14 protein-coding genes are annotated in these 16,899 nt (G+C 42.0%); 7 read left to right on the top strand and 7 right to left on the bottom strand.

The window, feature by feature from the left end; genetic code table 11:
* Position 1: 1 nt before the first annotated feature.
* The 4 genes from ACSX1H_RS01670 to ACSX1H_RS01655 form a co-directional block, all read right to left on the bottom strand.
* On the bottom strand, positions 2-1,363 hold the full coding sequence (locus ACSX1H_RS01670; RefSeq protein WP_439181800.1) for an OmpA family protein: 1,362 nt from the start codon (positions 1,361-1,363) through the stop codon (positions 2-4).
* 185 nt (positions 1,364-1,548) lie between these two features.
* Positions 1,549-3,492 carry a protein-disulfide reductase DsbD family protein gene (locus ACSX1H_RS01665; protein WP_439181799.1) on the bottom strand — a complete coding sequence of 648 codons (1,944 nt, stop codon included), beginning with the start codon at positions 3,490-3,492 and terminating at the stop codon, positions 1,549-1,551.
* Positions 3,493-3,914: 422 nt separating this feature from the next.
* Complete coding sequence (locus ACSX1H_RS01660) at positions 3,915-5,465, bottom strand: Rne/Rng family ribonuclease (protein WP_439181797.1); 1,551 nt, start codon at positions 5,463-5,465, stop codon at positions 3,915-3,917.
* A gap of 225 nt (positions 5,466-5,690) precedes the next feature.
* Complete coding sequence (locus ACSX1H_RS01655) at positions 5,691-5,975, bottom strand: HU family DNA-binding protein (RefSeq protein WP_143299799.1); 285 nt, start codon at positions 5,973-5,975, stop codon at positions 5,691-5,693.
* Positions 5,976-6,097: 122 nt separating this feature from the next.
* Here ACSX1H_RS01655 and mutY point away from each other — a divergent pair, with 122 nt between their 5' ends.
* The 6 genes from mutY to ACSX1H_RS01625 all read left to right on the top strand — a co-directional run bounded on the left by mutY (position 6,098) and on the right by ACSX1H_RS01625 (position 10,986).
* A complete protein-coding gene (gene mutY / locus ACSX1H_RS01650) occupies positions 6,098-7,132 on the top strand; it encodes an A/G-specific adenine glycosylase (RefSeq protein WP_439181796.1) in 1,035 nt (344 codons plus the stop codon).
* A 66-nt stretch (positions 7,133-7,198) separates the two neighbouring features.
* Positions 7,199-7,672: a single-stranded DNA-binding protein gene (locus ACSX1H_RS01645; RefSeq protein ID WP_439181795.1), complete on the top strand. Its 474-nt coding sequence runs from the start codon at positions 7,199-7,201 to the stop codon at positions 7,670-7,672.
* Between the two features lie 22 nt (positions 7,673-7,694).
* Complete coding sequence (gene gldE, locus ACSX1H_RS01640) at positions 7,695-9,014, top strand: gliding motility-associated protein GldE (protein ID WP_439181794.1); 1,320 nt, start codon at positions 7,695-7,697, stop codon at positions 9,012-9,014.
* A 5-nt stretch (positions 9,015-9,019) separates the two neighbouring features.
* Positions 9,020-9,604 (top strand): gliding motility lipoprotein GldD, encoded by a 585-nt coding sequence (gldD, locus tag ACSX1H_RS01635; protein WP_439181792.1) that lies wholly within the window; start codon positions 9,020-9,022, stop codon positions 9,602-9,604.
* Positions 9,605-9,610: 6 nt separating this feature from the next.
* Positions 9,611-10,237 carry a 4'-phosphopantetheinyl transferase superfamily protein gene (locus tag ACSX1H_RS01630; RefSeq protein ID WP_439181790.1) on the top strand — a complete coding sequence of 209 codons (627 nt, stop codon included), beginning with the start codon at positions 9,611-9,613 and terminating at the stop codon, positions 10,235-10,237.
* Between the two features lie 11 nt (positions 10,238-10,248).
* On the top strand, positions 10,249-10,986 hold the full coding sequence (locus ACSX1H_RS01625; RefSeq protein ID WP_439181789.1) for a phosphoglycerol geranylgeranyltransferase: 738 nt from the start codon (positions 10,249-10,251) through the stop codon (positions 10,984-10,986).
* Here ACSX1H_RS01625 and ACSX1H_RS01620 read toward each other — a convergent pair.
* Together ACSX1H_RS01620 and ACSX1H_RS01615 are read right to left on the bottom strand one after the other, a co-directional pair.
* A complete protein-coding gene (locus ACSX1H_RS01620) occupies positions 10,976-12,589 on the bottom strand; it encodes an alkaline phosphatase family protein (protein WP_439181787.1) in 1,614 nt (537 codons plus the stop codon). The genes ACSX1H_RS01625 and ACSX1H_RS01620 overlap by 11 nt on opposite strands.
* Positions 12,590-12,723: 134 nt before the next feature.
* Positions 12,724-13,074 carry a DUF190 domain-containing protein gene (locus tag ACSX1H_RS01615; RefSeq protein ID WP_439181786.1) on the bottom strand — a complete coding sequence of 117 codons (351 nt, stop codon included), beginning with the start codon at positions 13,072-13,074 and terminating at the stop codon, positions 12,724-12,726.
* A gap of 252 nt (positions 13,075-13,326) precedes the next feature.
* On the opposite strand from ACSX1H_RS01615, the gene fusA2 reads away from it, so the two are divergent.
* Complete coding sequence (fusA2, locus tag ACSX1H_RS01610; RefSeq protein ID WP_439181785.1) at positions 13,327-15,483, top strand: elongation factor G2; 2,157 nt, start codon at positions 13,327-13,329, stop codon at positions 15,481-15,483.
* A gap of 75 nt (positions 15,484-15,558) precedes the next feature.
* Here fusA2 and ACSX1H_RS01605 read toward each other — a convergent pair whose 3' ends face one another.
* Entirely contained in the window at positions 15,559-16,797 is a 1,239-nt protein-coding gene (locus tag ACSX1H_RS01605) for a T9SS type B sorting domain-containing protein (RefSeq protein ID WP_439181784.1), read from the bottom strand.
* Positions 16,798-16,899: the final 102 nt, after the last annotated feature.

Raw genomic sequence — 16,899 nt, 5'->3', positions numbered from 1 at the left:
TCTATTCAATGATCACATATAAATCGACTCTTCGGTTGACAAGGTGTACGCCTCTTGGGGCTAGTTTTTGAGTATCGGAGAGCAGTTCTGCTTCGCCTTTATAATCAACTTCAAACCTGTCAGGGTCAATATTGTAATCTTCGGTTAGTGTTTTAAGTGCAGCGTTACAGCGGCGTTGACTTAATTTCACATTGTATTCATACGATCCTCTCTCATCGCAATAGCCAACAATCTTTACCCGCAGTGATTGATCCTTCTTCATGACATGGGCTACCTTAGCCAGCTCCCTATGCGCTTCTTTGGTGATTTGAGATTTATCAAAGTCAAAGAAGATGGATGTGGATATACTTTTTTTGTATTCGATGGACTCGGTGAGAATAACCGTGGTATCTGCCTGTGCCGAATCCAGAGCGGCTATGTCTTCAATTTGCTTTTTAAGTGAATCCAGTTTAAGGGCCATCGGGTCATTGTGGCGTTGGCGTTTGTAGTTAATGTTGAAGTCTTTGTAGGTCCATGCGGCATGTCGTTTATTCTTCTTTCCTATTTTATAGGTTAAGTTAACCGAGGCCAGCATGTAACTGTCATTATCGGCACCCGTCAGGTTCACATCCAGGTTGTCTGCATTCATCTGACGGATTAATACTTCTGTTCCGATGTCAAAATTCTTGTTAAGGCGGTATTTAACGCCAATGCCAATTGGGATTACCACTTCACTCTGGCGGGAAGTTTTTTTATCAGGAGCACCTTCGCCACGTCTTTCGTAGCCAAGCACAAGATAGTCATCGGCTGTCCAGCCATGAGGCGTAGGGTAGCCGGCCACCTTTTCATAGACGTGCTTTACCCGCAGAACATCACCGGGCGAGAGGTATTCGATTTCGCCAGTGTTCGGGTCGGTATAGCTTCCTTCGGTTAGGCGATGCAGTTTACTTCTGAAATAAGTAAGGCCAATCCCCAACTTGGCATAAATGTTCCATTTATCGTTGATTGGACCAAAAATAGCAAGCTGGTTAATATTAAATGTTCCGTTAATGGTTAGATCATAAAGATTGCCCTCGAAATACCGGCTGTTTTTTTGCCCGTACATATCGGCTCGGAGCCATTGCAGGTCAATCCCCCAAGGTCTGTTAAACTGCTTGCTGAGCATTATGGTTGGGGCAAATTTCCAGTTATTGCTTGGAAATACGGTGTAGTCGATTACATCGGTGTAATAGATCAAGGGACCTACACCCACTGATACAGACCAGGTATTGTATTTATTTCCTTTGCGGTAAATTTGTTCTTCTGATAATTGCCCCATGTTTTGAGCAAGTGTCCAACCAGGAATTAGGGCGAGTATGAAGGCGATGGTTAATAACTTATTCATGCGCTTTAATTTGTAGCATTAATAGGTTAAAACTATGTTATTTAGCCATTTAAATACTAGGAATGGTCCCAGATTTTTACTAATCTATTTTTTTTGTCCATAAACGCCTATAATTTCCTGTCAAAAGAAAAGCCCTTCCATTTCTGAAAGGGCTTTATTCTTAAATTCTTATAAAGTAATTTGAGTTACTTCTTTTTATACTGTTCCAAGCCATCAATTAGCCAGTTCTTGTATTTTTTAACATCAGGGTCATACGCAACAGGCGTATTCAATGTGTTTTCGTTTTCGTCAATGATAACATAGTATGGTTGCCCTTGTTGCTGGTAGCGCTCCATTTGGAACTCAGCCCACTTTTGACCAACTGTTCTGATCTTTTTGCCAGTAATCTCCGAAACGTAAGGTTCGTCCAGCTTTTTACGATCATCCACGTAAAGTGATACTAGTATGTAGTCGTTAGCCAGCATGCTTTTAATCGACTCGTTTGACCACACTTTGTCCTCCATTTTACGGCAGTTTGTACAGCCTAAGCCAGTAAAGTCAAGTAGTAGTGGCTTGTTTACTTTTTTGGAGTAAGCCAAAGCTAAATCGTAATCTTTAAAGGCAGGAATACCTTGAGGGCCATAGTGCATTCCTTCTGGCATTCCACCACCATGATTATCGCTACTCACAATGCCTTGAACTGGTGTTTGATCGCCCACACCAAATGGTGATTCAGCATAGTTTTTCGGAGGAGGGAAACCACTGATTAGGTTAACCGGTGCACCCCATAAGCCTGGGATCATATAGATGGTAAAGCTTAACACAAGCAGTCCCATTAGAAACCTTGATACAGGGATGTATTCCATTGGTGAATCGTGCGGTAGGCGAAGTTTTCCAAGCAGGTAGAAACCCATCGCGCCAAATACTACAATCCAAATGGCAATAAACACTTCTCTTTCAAGAATGTGCCAGCCCATTGTCATGTCAGCAATTGATAAGAATTTAAAGGCAAATGCTAATTCTAAGAAACCTAGAATAACTTTTACAGAGTTTAACCAACCGCCTGATTTTGGAAGGGTATTCAGGTAGCCCGGGAAAGCTGCAAAGAAGGCAAATGGCAGTGCCAATGCCGATGAGAAACCAAGCATCCCAACAATAGGTCCCATGTAACCACCTGTAGCTGCTTTTACAAGTAAAGCGCCAACAATAGGTCCGGTACAGCTAAAGGATACCAAAGCCAATGTAAATGCCATGAAAAAGGTACCAATTAAACCACCTTTCTCTTCGTTTTTAGTGGCGAAGTTCACCCAAGAGCTTGGCATTACTATTTCAAAAGCACCAAAGAAGGAGGCTGCAAAAACAATAAGTAGCAAGAAGAAAAACAGGTTGAACCAAACGTTCGTAGACAGCTCATTCAGAGCGCTGGCTCCAAAAATAGCTGAAACAGCAACGCCTAATATCAGATATATCACGATAATTGATAGACCATAGGAAATACCGTTTCTAATACCAGCTGCTTTAGTGGCACTTGTTTTGGTAAAGAAACTTACGGTCATTGGAATCATTGGGAATACACAAGGGGTTAGAAGTGCCGCAAGGCCGCCACCAAATGCGAGAATAAAAATACCCCAATACGACTCTTCTTCTTCTGCGCCTTCTTCAGCAGCAGTTAGTTCTGCGGTTGCAGGAGCCGATGTGTTCACTGTTAGTTCGAAATCAACCATTTCTGGTGGCATGCAGGTTTCATCATTGCATATCATCGATTCGATATACCCTTTAATGACTACATCGCCTTCTTGTTTTAGCTGAACTACTTTTTTAAATGTAGCCTTCTTTTCGAACCATTGTAATTCGGCTTTAAACGTTTCGTCGTAATGAGTTGTTGGCTGAGGCTCTTCTGTTATGCCATCCAGGATGGTATATGCCTCGCTTTCTTCTACCTCGATATTGGTTGGTACGGCTGTGTTTTCTGGTAAAACAGAAGAATATACATGCCATCCCTCGTCCACTGTTGCTTCACAGATGATTTCAACCTTTCCGTCCTCAAGGTTTTTTGTAGAAAATTTCCAGGTAATATGTGACTCCATCTGGGCAAAACTGCCTGCCAAAACAGTCAACATAAGTACCAATGCTGCTAATGTTCTTTTCATGCGTTTAATTTGTTTTCAGTTGCCGTATCGAACTAATCCGGATTTGGAGCTTATGTCCAATCTTTTATTAGTTATATCTGCCTGTGTTATTATTAATTATTCAATGCCTCTAACGGGAAAATGGTCAATAGTACACTGACTATTCCCACAATTTCACCCATGATTAAGATATGTAACTATATCTATATATGCCTACAAAGTTACAACTTTTACAGCTTTCATTGCATAGGAGCGCTTGTTATAGAAACGTTAATGTTGGTTCGTTTCGTATGATTTTACGCACGCCTGGATGTAATGCCCTCATAGTTTTGTATTTGTCGTACTCTCTGTGTGTTTAAAGACACCTGAAAGCATAAAGTGGGTGACATTTGAAGCGAATGATCTTACATGACTTATATCACCGGAAACAAAAAAAGGTTGACCTATGACAGGTCAACCTCATGTTTTTCATTATCTAATATCTTGAATTCTAGTATTCCTAGTGAGTCGGAAGGTACTACTCTTAGGCCATGCGTATATCTAAACTTCCACTTCAAAACGTGTGAAGGAAAACCTTTTTTGAGGTACGCATACACCATGGGGTGCACATTCAGGGTCAATTTTTTCATTTTTAGGTCTTGCACAGACTTTTTTACAGCAGCTTCAATTTTATCGGGCCAAAATAGGGCCGGTACAATTTCGCCGGTTCCATTGCAGGTTGGACATCCTTCAACGGTATTAATATGCATTTCAGGTCTTACGCGTTGGCGTGTAATCTGCATCAATCCAAACTTGCTTAAAGGTAAGATGTTATGTTTGGTTCGATCGGAGGCCATGGCCTGTTTCATTTTTTCGAAAACCTTTTGGCGGTTTTCATTATTCTGCATATCAATAAAGTCGACAACAATGATGCCTCCCATATCTCGTAGTCTCAATTGCCTGGCTATCTCATCGGCGGCAGCCAGGTTTACTTCTAAGGCATTGTTTTCTTGATTAGAAGCGGACTTTGAGCGATTTCCACTGTTAACATCAATAACATGAAGGGCTTCGGTATGCTCTATTATTAGGTAGGCCCCGCTCTTAAAAGAAACGGTTTTGCCAAATAGCGCTTTAATTTGACGGTTTACCATAAACTGGTCAAAAATACCTGCTGCTCCTTTGTAATGTTTTACAATCTTTTGTCGGTCCGGGGCAATAAGTCCCACGTACTCTTTAATCTCCTTACATACATCCTCGTCATTCACGTAAATAGCATTAAACGACGGATTTAGTATGTCTCTTAACAAAGCAGAAGTGCGTCCGATTTCGCCCATTACCAGGCCTGGGGCTTTCACGTCTTTAATTCGAGCCGTATGCTCTTCCCAGCGTTTAACAAGCATTTTTAGTTCTTTATCTAATTCAGCTGCTTGCTTGCCTTCTGCCACGGTTCTGATAATGACACCGAAGTTTTTAGGCTTAATACTCGTTAAAAGTCTCTTAAGTCGGGCTCTTTCTTCCGAGGAAGAAAGTTTCTGACTGACCGAAACCTTGTCGGAGAATGGTAATAGGACAATGTTTCTTCCTGCTATTGAAAGTTCTGATGTTAACCGAGGTCCTTTCGTTGAAATCGGTTCTTTGGCAACCTGTACGAGTACTTGTTGCCCTGCTGTAAGAACTTCCGGAATGGTGCCGTTCTTGTTAATGTCGGGCTCCGGTTTTAGTTTGTGCAAAGACACAACTCCTTTTTTAGCTGATGCAATATTCAGGAATTTATGTAGGGATCGAAATTGTGGTCCAAGATCTAGATAATGTAAAAAAGCATCTTTCTCGTACCCTACATCAATAAAGGCGGCGTTTAAACCAGGCATGATTTTTTTAACCTTACCTAAGTAAATATCGCCAACCGCAAACTGAACATTACTGGTTTCCTTACGGAGTTCAACTAAACGCTTATCTTCCATTAATGCTAATGAAAGATGATCAGGAGTGACATCTACAAACAGTTCTGCATTCACTATATGATCGCAATTTATTTCAAAGATCGTTGTGTATAAATACAAACAACAAACAGAAAGTGTTTCACTTTCTGTTTGCTAAAATTTTAAGACGTAAAGAAGGTTACTTCTTCTTTTTATGACGATTCTTTCTCAATCTTTTCTTACGCTTGTGCGTAGCCATTTTATGTCTTTTTCTCTTTTTTCCACTTGGCATGGCTCAACGTTTTAAATGGTTATAATTATTTATTTTACGTTATTTTTCACTTTTGTTACAAAGCTCTTCGAAGGCTTGAAAGAAGGAATGAAGTGGGCTGGAATGATAATTGTAGTATTTTTAGAGATGTTACGAGCTGTTTTCTCAGCGCGCTCCTTCACCACGAAAGAACCGAAACCTCTCAAATATACGTTCTTACCTTTAACCAAAGAACCTTTGATTGTATCCATAAAAGCCTCAACAGTCTTTTGAACTGTAACTTTCTCAATTCCAGTATTTTTTGAAATTTCGTTTACGATATCAGCCTTTGTCATTTTTTCTTAAAATTATTTAATTATCAATTATTTACAGTCTTTTTCTGAATTTCAGATTGCAAAGATAAATGAAATCTCAATAAAAAAAAACAAATGCATTATTTTTGCTTAAAATTTTAATAATGACGGATTTCGGAATAAAACTGCTTGAATGGTACCACTTAAATAAACGACCTCTTCCATGGCGATCAACAACTGATCCATATCGGGTTTGGTTATCCGAAATTATCCTGCAGCAAACGCAGGTTGTGCAAGGGACTGCTTACTATATGCGTTTTGTAAATCAGTTTCCTGATATCAAGCATCTTGCACAGGCATCCGAAGAGCAGGTTTTAAAGCTCTGGCAGGGGCTGGGCTACTACTCTCGCGCCCGAAATTTGCACGCAACAGCACAGTATATTGTTAGTGAATTGAAGGGTGATTTTCCACAATCGTATCCGGAAATTTTGCAGCTTAAAGGGGTCGGTCCATACACTGCTGCTGCCATTGCATCGTTTTGTTTTAACCTGCCTCATGCTGCTGTAGATGGCAATGTGTATCGGTTTTTATCGCGTCTAAAGGGTATTGAAACGGCAATTGATACCACCGAAGGGAAGAAACTGTTTACTCAGATAGCCGAAGATTTGCTTAATCATCGTCATCCAGGTGATCATAATCAGGCCATGATTGAGTTTGGTGCGCTGATGTGTAAGCCCGTTAACCCGTTGTGTGGCGAATGTCCCTTTCGGGAAGACTGCATGGCCTTTGCGACCGGTACGATTACCAGTTTGCCTAAAAAATCGAAAAAAATAAGACAACGAAAGCGTTACTTTCATTACCTTTTTATTGAAGACGAAGGGCAAATTTATCTGGAGAAACGAGAGGGTGATGATGTGTGGAAAAATTTGTATCAACTGCCCGTGATAGAGGCCGCCAAAAATATTCCGATTCAACAACTGGTTGGAGCGGTGGTAGAAGTTCCTATTTTGGTAAACGAGTATAAACATGTTTTAAGTCATCAAATTATTTATGCCTCCTTTTACGTGGCTGACAAATCTGTTTTGGAGAAACTCAAGGGTAATTACCTTGGAGTACCACTTAAGACGGTTCATAAGTACCCTTTCCCTCAGTTGATTGCTAACTTTCTCAATGAAAGAATCGGACTTAAGCAGGATTAAGCTACTTTTGTTTTAATTTTAAAGTTTTGTATTTTTAAACATCATAAAACCTAAACAGAAAGAACCATGTCGGTTAATAAAGTAATTTTAGTAGGCAATGTAGGGAAAGACCCTGAAGTTAGATATCTGGATAATGATGTGGCAGTGGCTAACTTTTCGTTAGCAACCACCGAGAGAGGGTTTACATCTCGCGATGGTCAAACTATTCCCGAGCGAACAGAGTGGCATAACATTGTTGCCTGGAGAGGATTGGCTAAGATTGTGGAGAGCTACGTGAAAAAAGGCACGCAGGTGTTTATTGAGGGAAAAATCAGAACCCGTTCTTATGACGATAAAGACGGAAATAAGCGGTATATAACAGAGGTGTTCGCCGATAATCTGCAGCTTTTGGGAAGAAAGTCTGACAATCCGGCTGCATCGGATCAGAATGGCGGGGCAATGGCGCAGGGACATCAGTCGGCACCATCAAAGCCAGTGAACGATGCGCCCCAGGAAGATACCTTTTTAGGGAATGATGAAACAGACGACCTTCCGTTCTAGAAAATAATTTAAAAATACCTACTTGGAAACCGATAGTATCAGTTTAATATTCAGTTCCAGTTCGCACGGACTGGAATTTTTACCTTTTTCAATAAGTACACTTATTGCGATTATTATCAATCTGTTTTTGCTATTGCTTTCGGCCCTGATATCAGGGTCAGAGGTGGCCTATTTCTCGCTCGAGCCCGCTGATTTGCAATTTCTAAAAGAAAACGAAACTAAAAAAAACAAGCAAGTTCTTAAGCATCTGAAGAATAAGGAAACGCTTTTGGCAACCATCCTTATCAGCAATAATTTTGTAAACGTTGCAATTGTTATTCTCACCTCCTTTTTGGTGGCCAGTATTGTTAATCTTGGACAGGATGCATTAATCAAGTTCGTTTTTGAGGTGGTTTTTATCACCGGACTGATTCTGTTTTTTGGGGAAATACTGCCTAAGGTGTATGCCTCACAATATCCCCGGAAATTTGCAGCCGTAATGGCCTATCCGTTAATGGTGCTGACGCGTTTACTCAGTCCGTTAAGTGCCATCCTCACAAAATCCACTAATATCGTCAATCGGCGCATTGCCAAAAAAGTGGGGAGTCTGTCGATGGACGATATCTCGCAGGCATTAGAGTTGACAGGTAATGATATCTCGGAGGAGAAGGATATTCTGGAAGGGATTGTGAAGTTTGGTAACATTGATGTTGCAGAAATTATGACGGCCCGGGTGGATGTTATTGACGTGGAAATAAAGAGCAACTACAACAAAGTCCTGCAGGTTATTATTGATTCGGGCTATTCGCGCATTCCGGTGTATGATGAAACACCCGATAATGTAAAAGGGATATTGTACGTGAAGGATCTCTTGGCGCATCTCGATGAAGTTGCTGATTTTGAGTGGCAATCCCTTATCAGAAAGGCCTATTATGTGCCCGAAAACAAGATGATTAACGATCTTTTAGAAGAGTTTCAGGCAGAAAAAATTCATATGGCCATTGTGGTTGATGAATACGGCGGCACCATGGGCATTGTTACTCTTGAAGATATTTTGGAGGAAATAGTTGGAGATATTAGTGATGAGCTGGATGATGATGAGGCGTTTTATACCCGCATGCCCGATGGCTCCCTGGTGTTTGAGGCGAAGGTGTTCCTAAACGATTTTCATAAGATCACCAACACCGATGAGGAATTATTTGCAAAAGTTAGGGGCGATGCCGAAACCCTGGCAGGACTTATATTGGAGCTGAAAGGTCAAATACCTCAAAAGAATGATGTGATCAAGTATAACGATTGTGTTTTTACCATTGTTGCTGCCGACAACCGGAGAATTAAAAAGGTGAAGTTCGAGATAAAATAGTTTATATGGCAAGAAAGATAATACGGCTCGCATGGTTTGTAGTGGTGGTAATTGGAATAGGGAGTGCGTGTCAGCAAAAAAGTACACCAAAGCCCAGGGGCTATTTCAGAATTGATTTACCCGAAAAAAGCTACCAGCCACTTGAAAAGCTATACCCTTATCAGTTTGAATATCCGAATTATGCAAAGGTTGTGCCCGATACGAGTAAAAATGCTGAAGCGTACTGGTTAAATATCATATTTCCTGAGTTTAACGGACAGATTCATGTTAGCTATAAGCCGATTCAGGATAACTTTAATATGCTAATGGAAGATAGTCGTAAGCTGGTTTATAAACATACCATCAAGGCAGATGCTATTAATGAGCGGATATTCTACGATGCCTCCAAACAGGTAACTGGCATTCTGTATGAGATTAAAGGAAATGCTGCTTCCCCATTGCAGTTTTTTGCCACCGATAGTTTAAATCACTTTATACGTGGCTCTTTGTATTTCAATGCCAAACCTAATCAGGATAGCCTGGCACCGGTTATTAACTTTGTGGAGAAAGATGTAGTGCGAATTATGGAAACCATCCGTTGGAATAATTAATTGCCCATGCCGCTGTGTCAAGTTATAGATATCAGTCCGAGTCGAAAAGTGGCCGTATGGCAAATTGAAGAAAGTGTGGAGCAGCTCGCCTCTGCATTGCTTCTTTCTGATAACGATCGACCGGTAGTTGATAAGTTTCGCTTGGAGAAACGACAGAAGGAGTGGTTGGCATCCCGCTTGTTACTCAAAAATCTGCTAGGGTATTATCCCGAACTTATTTACGGGGATAATGGCAAGCCTGAATTAATTAATGGGACAGCTCATATCAGCATCTCTCACACCGATGGTTTTGCCGCCGTGAGTGTGTCTGATGTGCCCACAGCTCTGGATATTGAGGTTTGTTTGCCCAGGGTCGAGAAGGTGGCCAATCGTTTCGTGCATGCTGAAGAGCAGCCTTACCTGAACGAATTAACAGATAAGAGGCAATGCCTCACGCTGCTTTGGTCGGCCAAAGAAACACTTTACAAGTACTTTAACGTTTATGGGGTCATTTTTAAAGAGCAGTTCAAGGTGCATCCGTTTCTATTGAGGGATAGAGGAACGTTAATGTGTGACTTCATCACTCAGCAAGAAGTTAGTCAACTGGAGTTAGCCTATTTTATTAATCAGGATTATACGCTGGTTTACTGTTAATACCTTAGAAAATGGTTTACGAACAAATAAATAAGATCTATAAAGCCGGGCGTAAGCAGCTGGCTTTTTTAATAGATCCGGATAAATTTTCTTTTGATTCCATCGCAGAATTGAAAAGTGTGTTACAATCATCAAAGCCCGATCTGATTCTGGTTGGAGGGAGTTTGATCAGTGTGGATACAAGTGCCTTTGTAAAAGAGTTAAAGCAGCACATCAGTCAGCCTGTAGTGCTCTACCCAGGCTCTTCTGTTCAGATATGCAGGGAGGTGGATGCCATGCTGTTTTTGTCATTAATATCCGGCCGTAATCCTGAGTTTTTAATCAGTCATCATGTGGCAGCAGCCCCGCATATAAAGGCCAATAATATTGAGGCCATTTCAACGGGGTATATGCTTATCGATGGTGGTTCGAACACTTCGGTGCAGTACATCAGTCAAACGCAGGCCATTCCTTCCGATAAATATGATATTGCTGTAGCTACAGCTTTGGCAGGTGCCTATTTGGGGATGAAGTTGATATATATGGACGCAGGCAGCGGGGCCCGGCGTCCTGTGGCGAAAAAAATGATTGAGGCGGTGCGTGAAGCCATTGATGTGCCACTTATGGTGGGAGGTGGCATCCGCACTCCAGACGATCTACACCTGGCTTTTCAGGCAGGGGCCGATATTGTTGTAATTGGCAATGTGCTTGAGCAAGATTTGTCCCTCTTGAATGAGTTTCGAACCACCCTAAATCAATTTAATAAATAAGGTTGGGGAGCGGTTCCCCTTCGCAACCATTAGGGAACGGTATTTGCAAAAATGAACAAATGGTTGGAGCAAAGCGTGTCATCGAAATAGATTGATACACATCCTGCGGATTAATTTTCCAACCATATATTATCAGGGGATGATAGCTGCCATTCCAGTTTCTCGCGATTAATCGACCATCCCTGAGCTCTTCGTACCAGCCCGGATTTGTCTTAATAGCAATATCTCCTGAGCGTCCCGGGTGATAGTTGAGTTTTAAACCTTGCAGAGATGCAATATCAGCGGCTGAATACTGCAATTCGCTGATTGGAACCGCATAGGCAACGCCTTCCATGTCGCTGATAAATTGAGCTGCTTCTTTTTTAATGGTTTCCAGCGCAATTTTTCTTTCTTTAATTAATTCATGATTCAGAAACAGCTGACCGTCATTATAGGTCATTACCCATTTGCCTTGTCCATATTTGGCCATTAAAAACAGGTTCGCCAAAGATGCTGCCTTTTGTCCATTAAAGACACCGGTTGGCAGACCATGATTTTCTACTTCCTCCTTAGAACGGACAGGTGTAGAAACCGAACTTAGCGTTACCAGGGTGTTTTCGAGGCCAACTTCCTGGTCTATACTTTTGAGGATATCCGCTATTTCCAAATCGAGGCGCAGCAGCATATCCTGAGTTTCGGCATCAAAGGCTCCGTCATTTCTTCCATGCACCGCTCTGGCTGTAAAATGAAGCGTGATAACATCGGTTACAGGACCTTTCCCATAGCCCTCGTTAATAATTTGCGAGATAGCAAAGTCGCGGATTAACTTATTGCCAAACGGCGAATGAATAACGGGCAGGTAGGCGCCTTTTCCTTCCTGCTTCGAAAGTGAGTATAGAAATGAACTGGAATGGGCTCTTTGTTCTTTGAAGAACTTCATTTGATGGTATTGGTTCAGGTTTTTCAGAGGGCCCCACTCCCTGTTGCTGTATGTGTCCAGTAACTTTTTGTTATTAAAATCATCCACCCACTCTGGCAGAGCGCTGCTGGCGTCGTCGCCTGGATGTATGGATATAAATTGACCCGTGTTGCTGTCGATCTGATAGATGTGATCGGGTGAATGGCCTCCGTTCCACACCAGGTAATTGGGATTGATGCCAATGACTGAAACCCGGGATGCCCCGTTATTCATCCATTTCAGTTCGTCGGTAATGGTTGAGGTCAATAGCTTGTTGGCTGATGGGGATAGTGTTCCCTGCTTTTTGTGGCCGATATCACCATAAATGGCATTAACTTCTTTGTTTCGGACACGATCGTACCACCAGTCCGAAACAATACCATGTGTAGAAGGATAGCAGCCCGTTGAAAGGGTAGCCAGATTGGAGCCATAATAGTTGGAGGCCGACTCATAAGAGGCATTCCGGTAAAAGGCACCACCATTAATCAGGCGGTTGAAGCCATTGTCTGCAAACTGGTCTTTAAAGGCCACAATTTGCTCGGTACTTAATTGGTCAACCAGTATGCATACCACCAGTTTAGGTTGCTGAGGTGGAACTTTTTGACAAAAGGTAGTGCCGGAAAACCAAATAAGAAATAAGATAATGGAAATGCTCTTCTTAATCATAGCGTCTGTTGAAATTCGCGCCAAATATAAGTACGAATCAAGTCATGACCAAACTTTACTTTCAGGTGGGTGCGCAAGATGGGATAGGAACCGTTTCTGTAGTTGCAGGAACTCAATAAAAGCTGGGTGATGACTTACTTACTGCTGCTTCTATATAATATCACCTCTACATTTTCTGTATAAATGATTGCACCACAGTTGGCTTTTTCAATTAGTTTCGTGGCTATCTCCGAGAAACTGTTGATGCGCTCCGTGCGATCAATTAGTTCGATTATGATGGGGATGTTATCGCTGATTGTGAAGACTTTGCTGTTGTTTATCAAGCTGTTGGGGCCATACGACATAATACCTTTTGTGACTGTGATACCTGCCATTTTATACTTTTTGGCGGCAAACACAATGGCCTCATACAAAGGTCGCTGATAGACTTTGTCATCTTCTTCAATGATCATTTTTAGCTTTTGAACATCTCCTTCTAGTACCATTGTGCGAGGATTAAATGAATGACTCAAATTACGGATATTAACTCGCAAATTCAACCAAGTTGAATGGAGTCCGACAGAGCTGCATCAGGAAGAAGATAAAGACATCATAAAATCCCTTTAAAAACAGTGGGCGATTGTGTTACGCAGGGCGCTAGTTTGCACGCAATTGACTTGCATCTTATTTAAATATTACTAATTTTACGGATACCCATATTTTACCTAAATATTTTATAAACTCTTAAATTAAGCTTTATGAAAGTTTACCAAGCTGATCAAATAAAAAACCTGGCGCTACTCGGTGGTAGCGGCTCGGGTAAAACCACCCTGGCTGAAGCTATGCTTTTCGAAGGCGGGGTCATTAAACGTCGTGGCGACGTTGAGAGTAATAACACAGTTTCAGATTATCACCGAGTGGAGCATGAATATGGCTACTCGGTTTTTTCGTCGGTTTTGTTTACCGAGTACCTGGGGCGCAAGTTCAATATTCTGGATTGTCCTGGCTCTGATGATTTTATTGGAGGCGCAATTACCTCACTAAATGTAACAGATACTGCTTTAATGCTACTAAACGCCACTCAAGGCGTTGAGGTGGGGACCGAAAATCTTTTCAGGTATACCGAAGAGCATCAAAAACCCGTCATTTTCGTGGTGAATCAGCTGGACCATGAAAAAGCTAATTTTGAGCAAACCATCGACCAGTCTAAAGAAGTGTTCGGAAAAAAAGTGGTCATTGTTCAATATCCGGTTAATCTGGGGCCCGACTTTAATGCGGTTGTTGATGTGTTGAAGATGAAAATGTATCAGTGGGGAGCCGATGGAGGTGAGCCACAAATTTTAGATATTCCTGCTGATCAAAAAGAGAAGGCAGACGAATTGCATAATACATTGGTGGAGGCAGCTGCTGAAAACGATGAATCGTTGATGGAGTTGTATTTCGAAGAAGGGACTTTGAACGAAGATCAAATGCGGCAGGGTATTCGCAAGGGCTTAATTGCAAGAGATATGTTTCCTGTATTTTGTGTGTCGGCTAAGAAAGATATGGGAGGTCGCCGCCTAATGGAGTTTTTAGGTAATGTGGTGCCAAATGTGTCGGATATGCCTGTGCCAGTTACTAATGATGGCACAGAAGTGCCTTACGATGTTAATGGCCCGACTTCACTGTTTGTTTTCAAAACGAGTATCGAACCTCACTTGGGAGAAGTATCTTATTTTAAGGTAATGTCTGGTCAGGTGCAGGAAGGCATGGATTTAATTAATGCTAACCGGAATGCTAAAGAGCGAATTGCTCAGCTTTATTGTGTGGCCGGAAATAATCGACATAAAGTAGAAAAACTGGTTGCTGGCGATATTGGGGTGACCGTCAAGCTGAAAGAAACACATACCAACCATACCCTGAATACCAAAGGGACCGATTATATTTTCGAAGCTATCAAGTATCCAAATCCAAAATACCGAACAGCCATCAAGGCCGTTAATGAAAGCGATGAGGAAAAACTAGGTGAAGTATTGCAGCGCATGCACGAGGAGGACCCGACGCTTAGTATTGAATACTCAAAAGAGTTGAAGCAAATTATTGTGTATGGAATGGGAGAGTTCCACCTGAACACCATGAAATGGCGCATTGAGAACAATGATAAAATTGAGGTGGAGTTTCTCAAGCCTCGCATTCCTTATCGTGAAACCATTACAAAAGTAGCGCGAGCAGACTATCGTCATAAAAAACAATCAGGCGGCTCCGGTCAATTTGGCGAAGTGCACATGATTATTGAACCTTATTACGAGGATATGCCAACACCTGGTTCGATGAAGCTGGATGGACAGGAGATTAAATTGAATGTGAAAGGTACTGAAGAGCTTAAACTGCCTTGGGGAGGTAAGCTTGTATACAACAACTGTATTGTTGGTGGAGCCATTGATGCGCGCTTTATGCCGGCCATCCTCAAAGGGATTATGGAGAAGATGGAAGAAGGACCTTTAACCGGCTCTTATGCTCGCGATATCAGAGTGTGGGTGTATGATGGCAAGATGCACCAGGTAGACTCCAATGAGATTTCATTTAAGCTGGCTGGTCGACATGCATTTAGCCAGGCCTTTAAAAATGCGGCGCCTAAAATTTTGGAGCCTATCTACAATGTAGAAGTTAAAGTGCCAAGTGACCGCATGGGCGATGTGATGAGTGATTTGCAGGGACGCCGTGCAATGATTGAAGGCATGTCGAGTGAAAAAGGCTTCGAGGTTATCAAAGCCAAGGTGCCGCTGAAGGAGATGAATAAATACTCCACATCGTTGAGTAGTATTACCGGAGGCCGAGCTTTTTATACCATGTCGTTTGCTCAATATGACAAAGTGCCGCCTGAAATTCAGGCTGATCTGATTAAAGCTTTCGAAGAAGAGGACAAAGAAGACTAAATAGGAAAAGGAGGGGCTACCCTCCTTTTTTATGCTCTAATTAGTAATGAATTTCGATTGAGACTTAGGGTACGCTTAGTTGATGATTAAGTGAACCACGCCATCCAGATTGACTTTTTCTTTAGGATTAAAGCCTTCCGCCTCAATCTTGTAGAAGTAAACCCCTGGCTCGGCCTTTCGGCTGCCAATGCGTCCATCCCAACCTGCATCAGGATTGCTTGATTGATACACTTTTCGGCCCCAGCGGTTATAAATTAGCATTGTAAACTTCTTAACGGAGCGATAAAACACCCTGAATTCATCGTTTTGCTCTGGTGAGCTAAACGGAGTAAAAGCATTGGGAGCGCTAACAACCATCTCATTAACCGTAAAAACCTCGGGGGCAGTTTCGCTTTCGCATTCCGATTCAGTATTTCTGACAATCAGTACTACCGGATAGCCGTTTTCCGCATATTTTTGGAATGTGAAAATAGGGTTGGCTACAAAATCTTTACCGGCATCACCAAAGGTCCACTCCCAGTCGCTGACTTTTCCGGCTGATTCATCGGTGAAACGCACAACGAGTGGGGCTGATCCTTCGGTGGCCTCGTTGTCGGCGGTGCCTTCGGTTTCAAAGGTAAATTTGGCTTCAACAGCTATGGCCTGGTAGGCTAAAGTGGCTTCAGCCACTTGCATGCCAGCAGCAAACTTGCCACCTACAGCAACAGAGTATTCCGTGTCCTCAGTGGGGGCTTGTATAAGCGAGGTAAAGTCTGTTTCATTATTGATTGGACCAGCTGGTGATGAATACCATTCAAAGCCATAATCAACCGTTAAAGGAGTGTGGTCACTTTTGTGTTTATAGTAGGTTAATGTTTTGTTTTTTGTATAAGCTGTCAGTCGGAGGTTATCGCAGGAAGCAAACGGGGTGCCAATGGAATCAAGCTGAGCGGCCGGGACAAAGTTCCAGCAGTAGAACTCATCCACAACTTCAGCGCCATTACGGATGCTAACCATGTACCCATTTTCAACTATGTTGGAGATAGATGAGGTGGAGTTATTAAGTTCGGTATGCACTTCGGTGCTGAAGCTGCCAGTTGAAGTAGAATAGCTGTACCAGAAAAAATCGTAATTTTCACTATATGATGGAGCCGTTAAAACAGCCGAATTGATGTTGGTGTAAAAAAACACAGGATCTTCGGTGTCACCGTCACCGTATTGTGTAGGTTCGGTGTAAAACGCATTGGAAGTGATTTGTGCATAAAGGGGTGCTCCTACAAAAAAAACCAATAGAAAAAGGAGTGTGCGACTAGCGACTAAATATATTGATTGCATGTTTTAATGTGTTTATTCTCAATATACAGTTGACGGACTACTGTCTAACAACTAACAAACTTTTGTCTTTTCAAAGCTATAATAAATCTTCTAACGATAAAA

This window comes from Carboxylicivirga taeanensis (assembly GCF_051851475.1).
Lineage (GTDB): Bacteria > Bacteroidota > Bacteroidia > Bacteroidales > Marinilabiliaceae > Carboxylicivirga > Carboxylicivirga taeanensis.
This window is presented reverse-complemented; position numbering and strand designations above follow the sequence as displayed.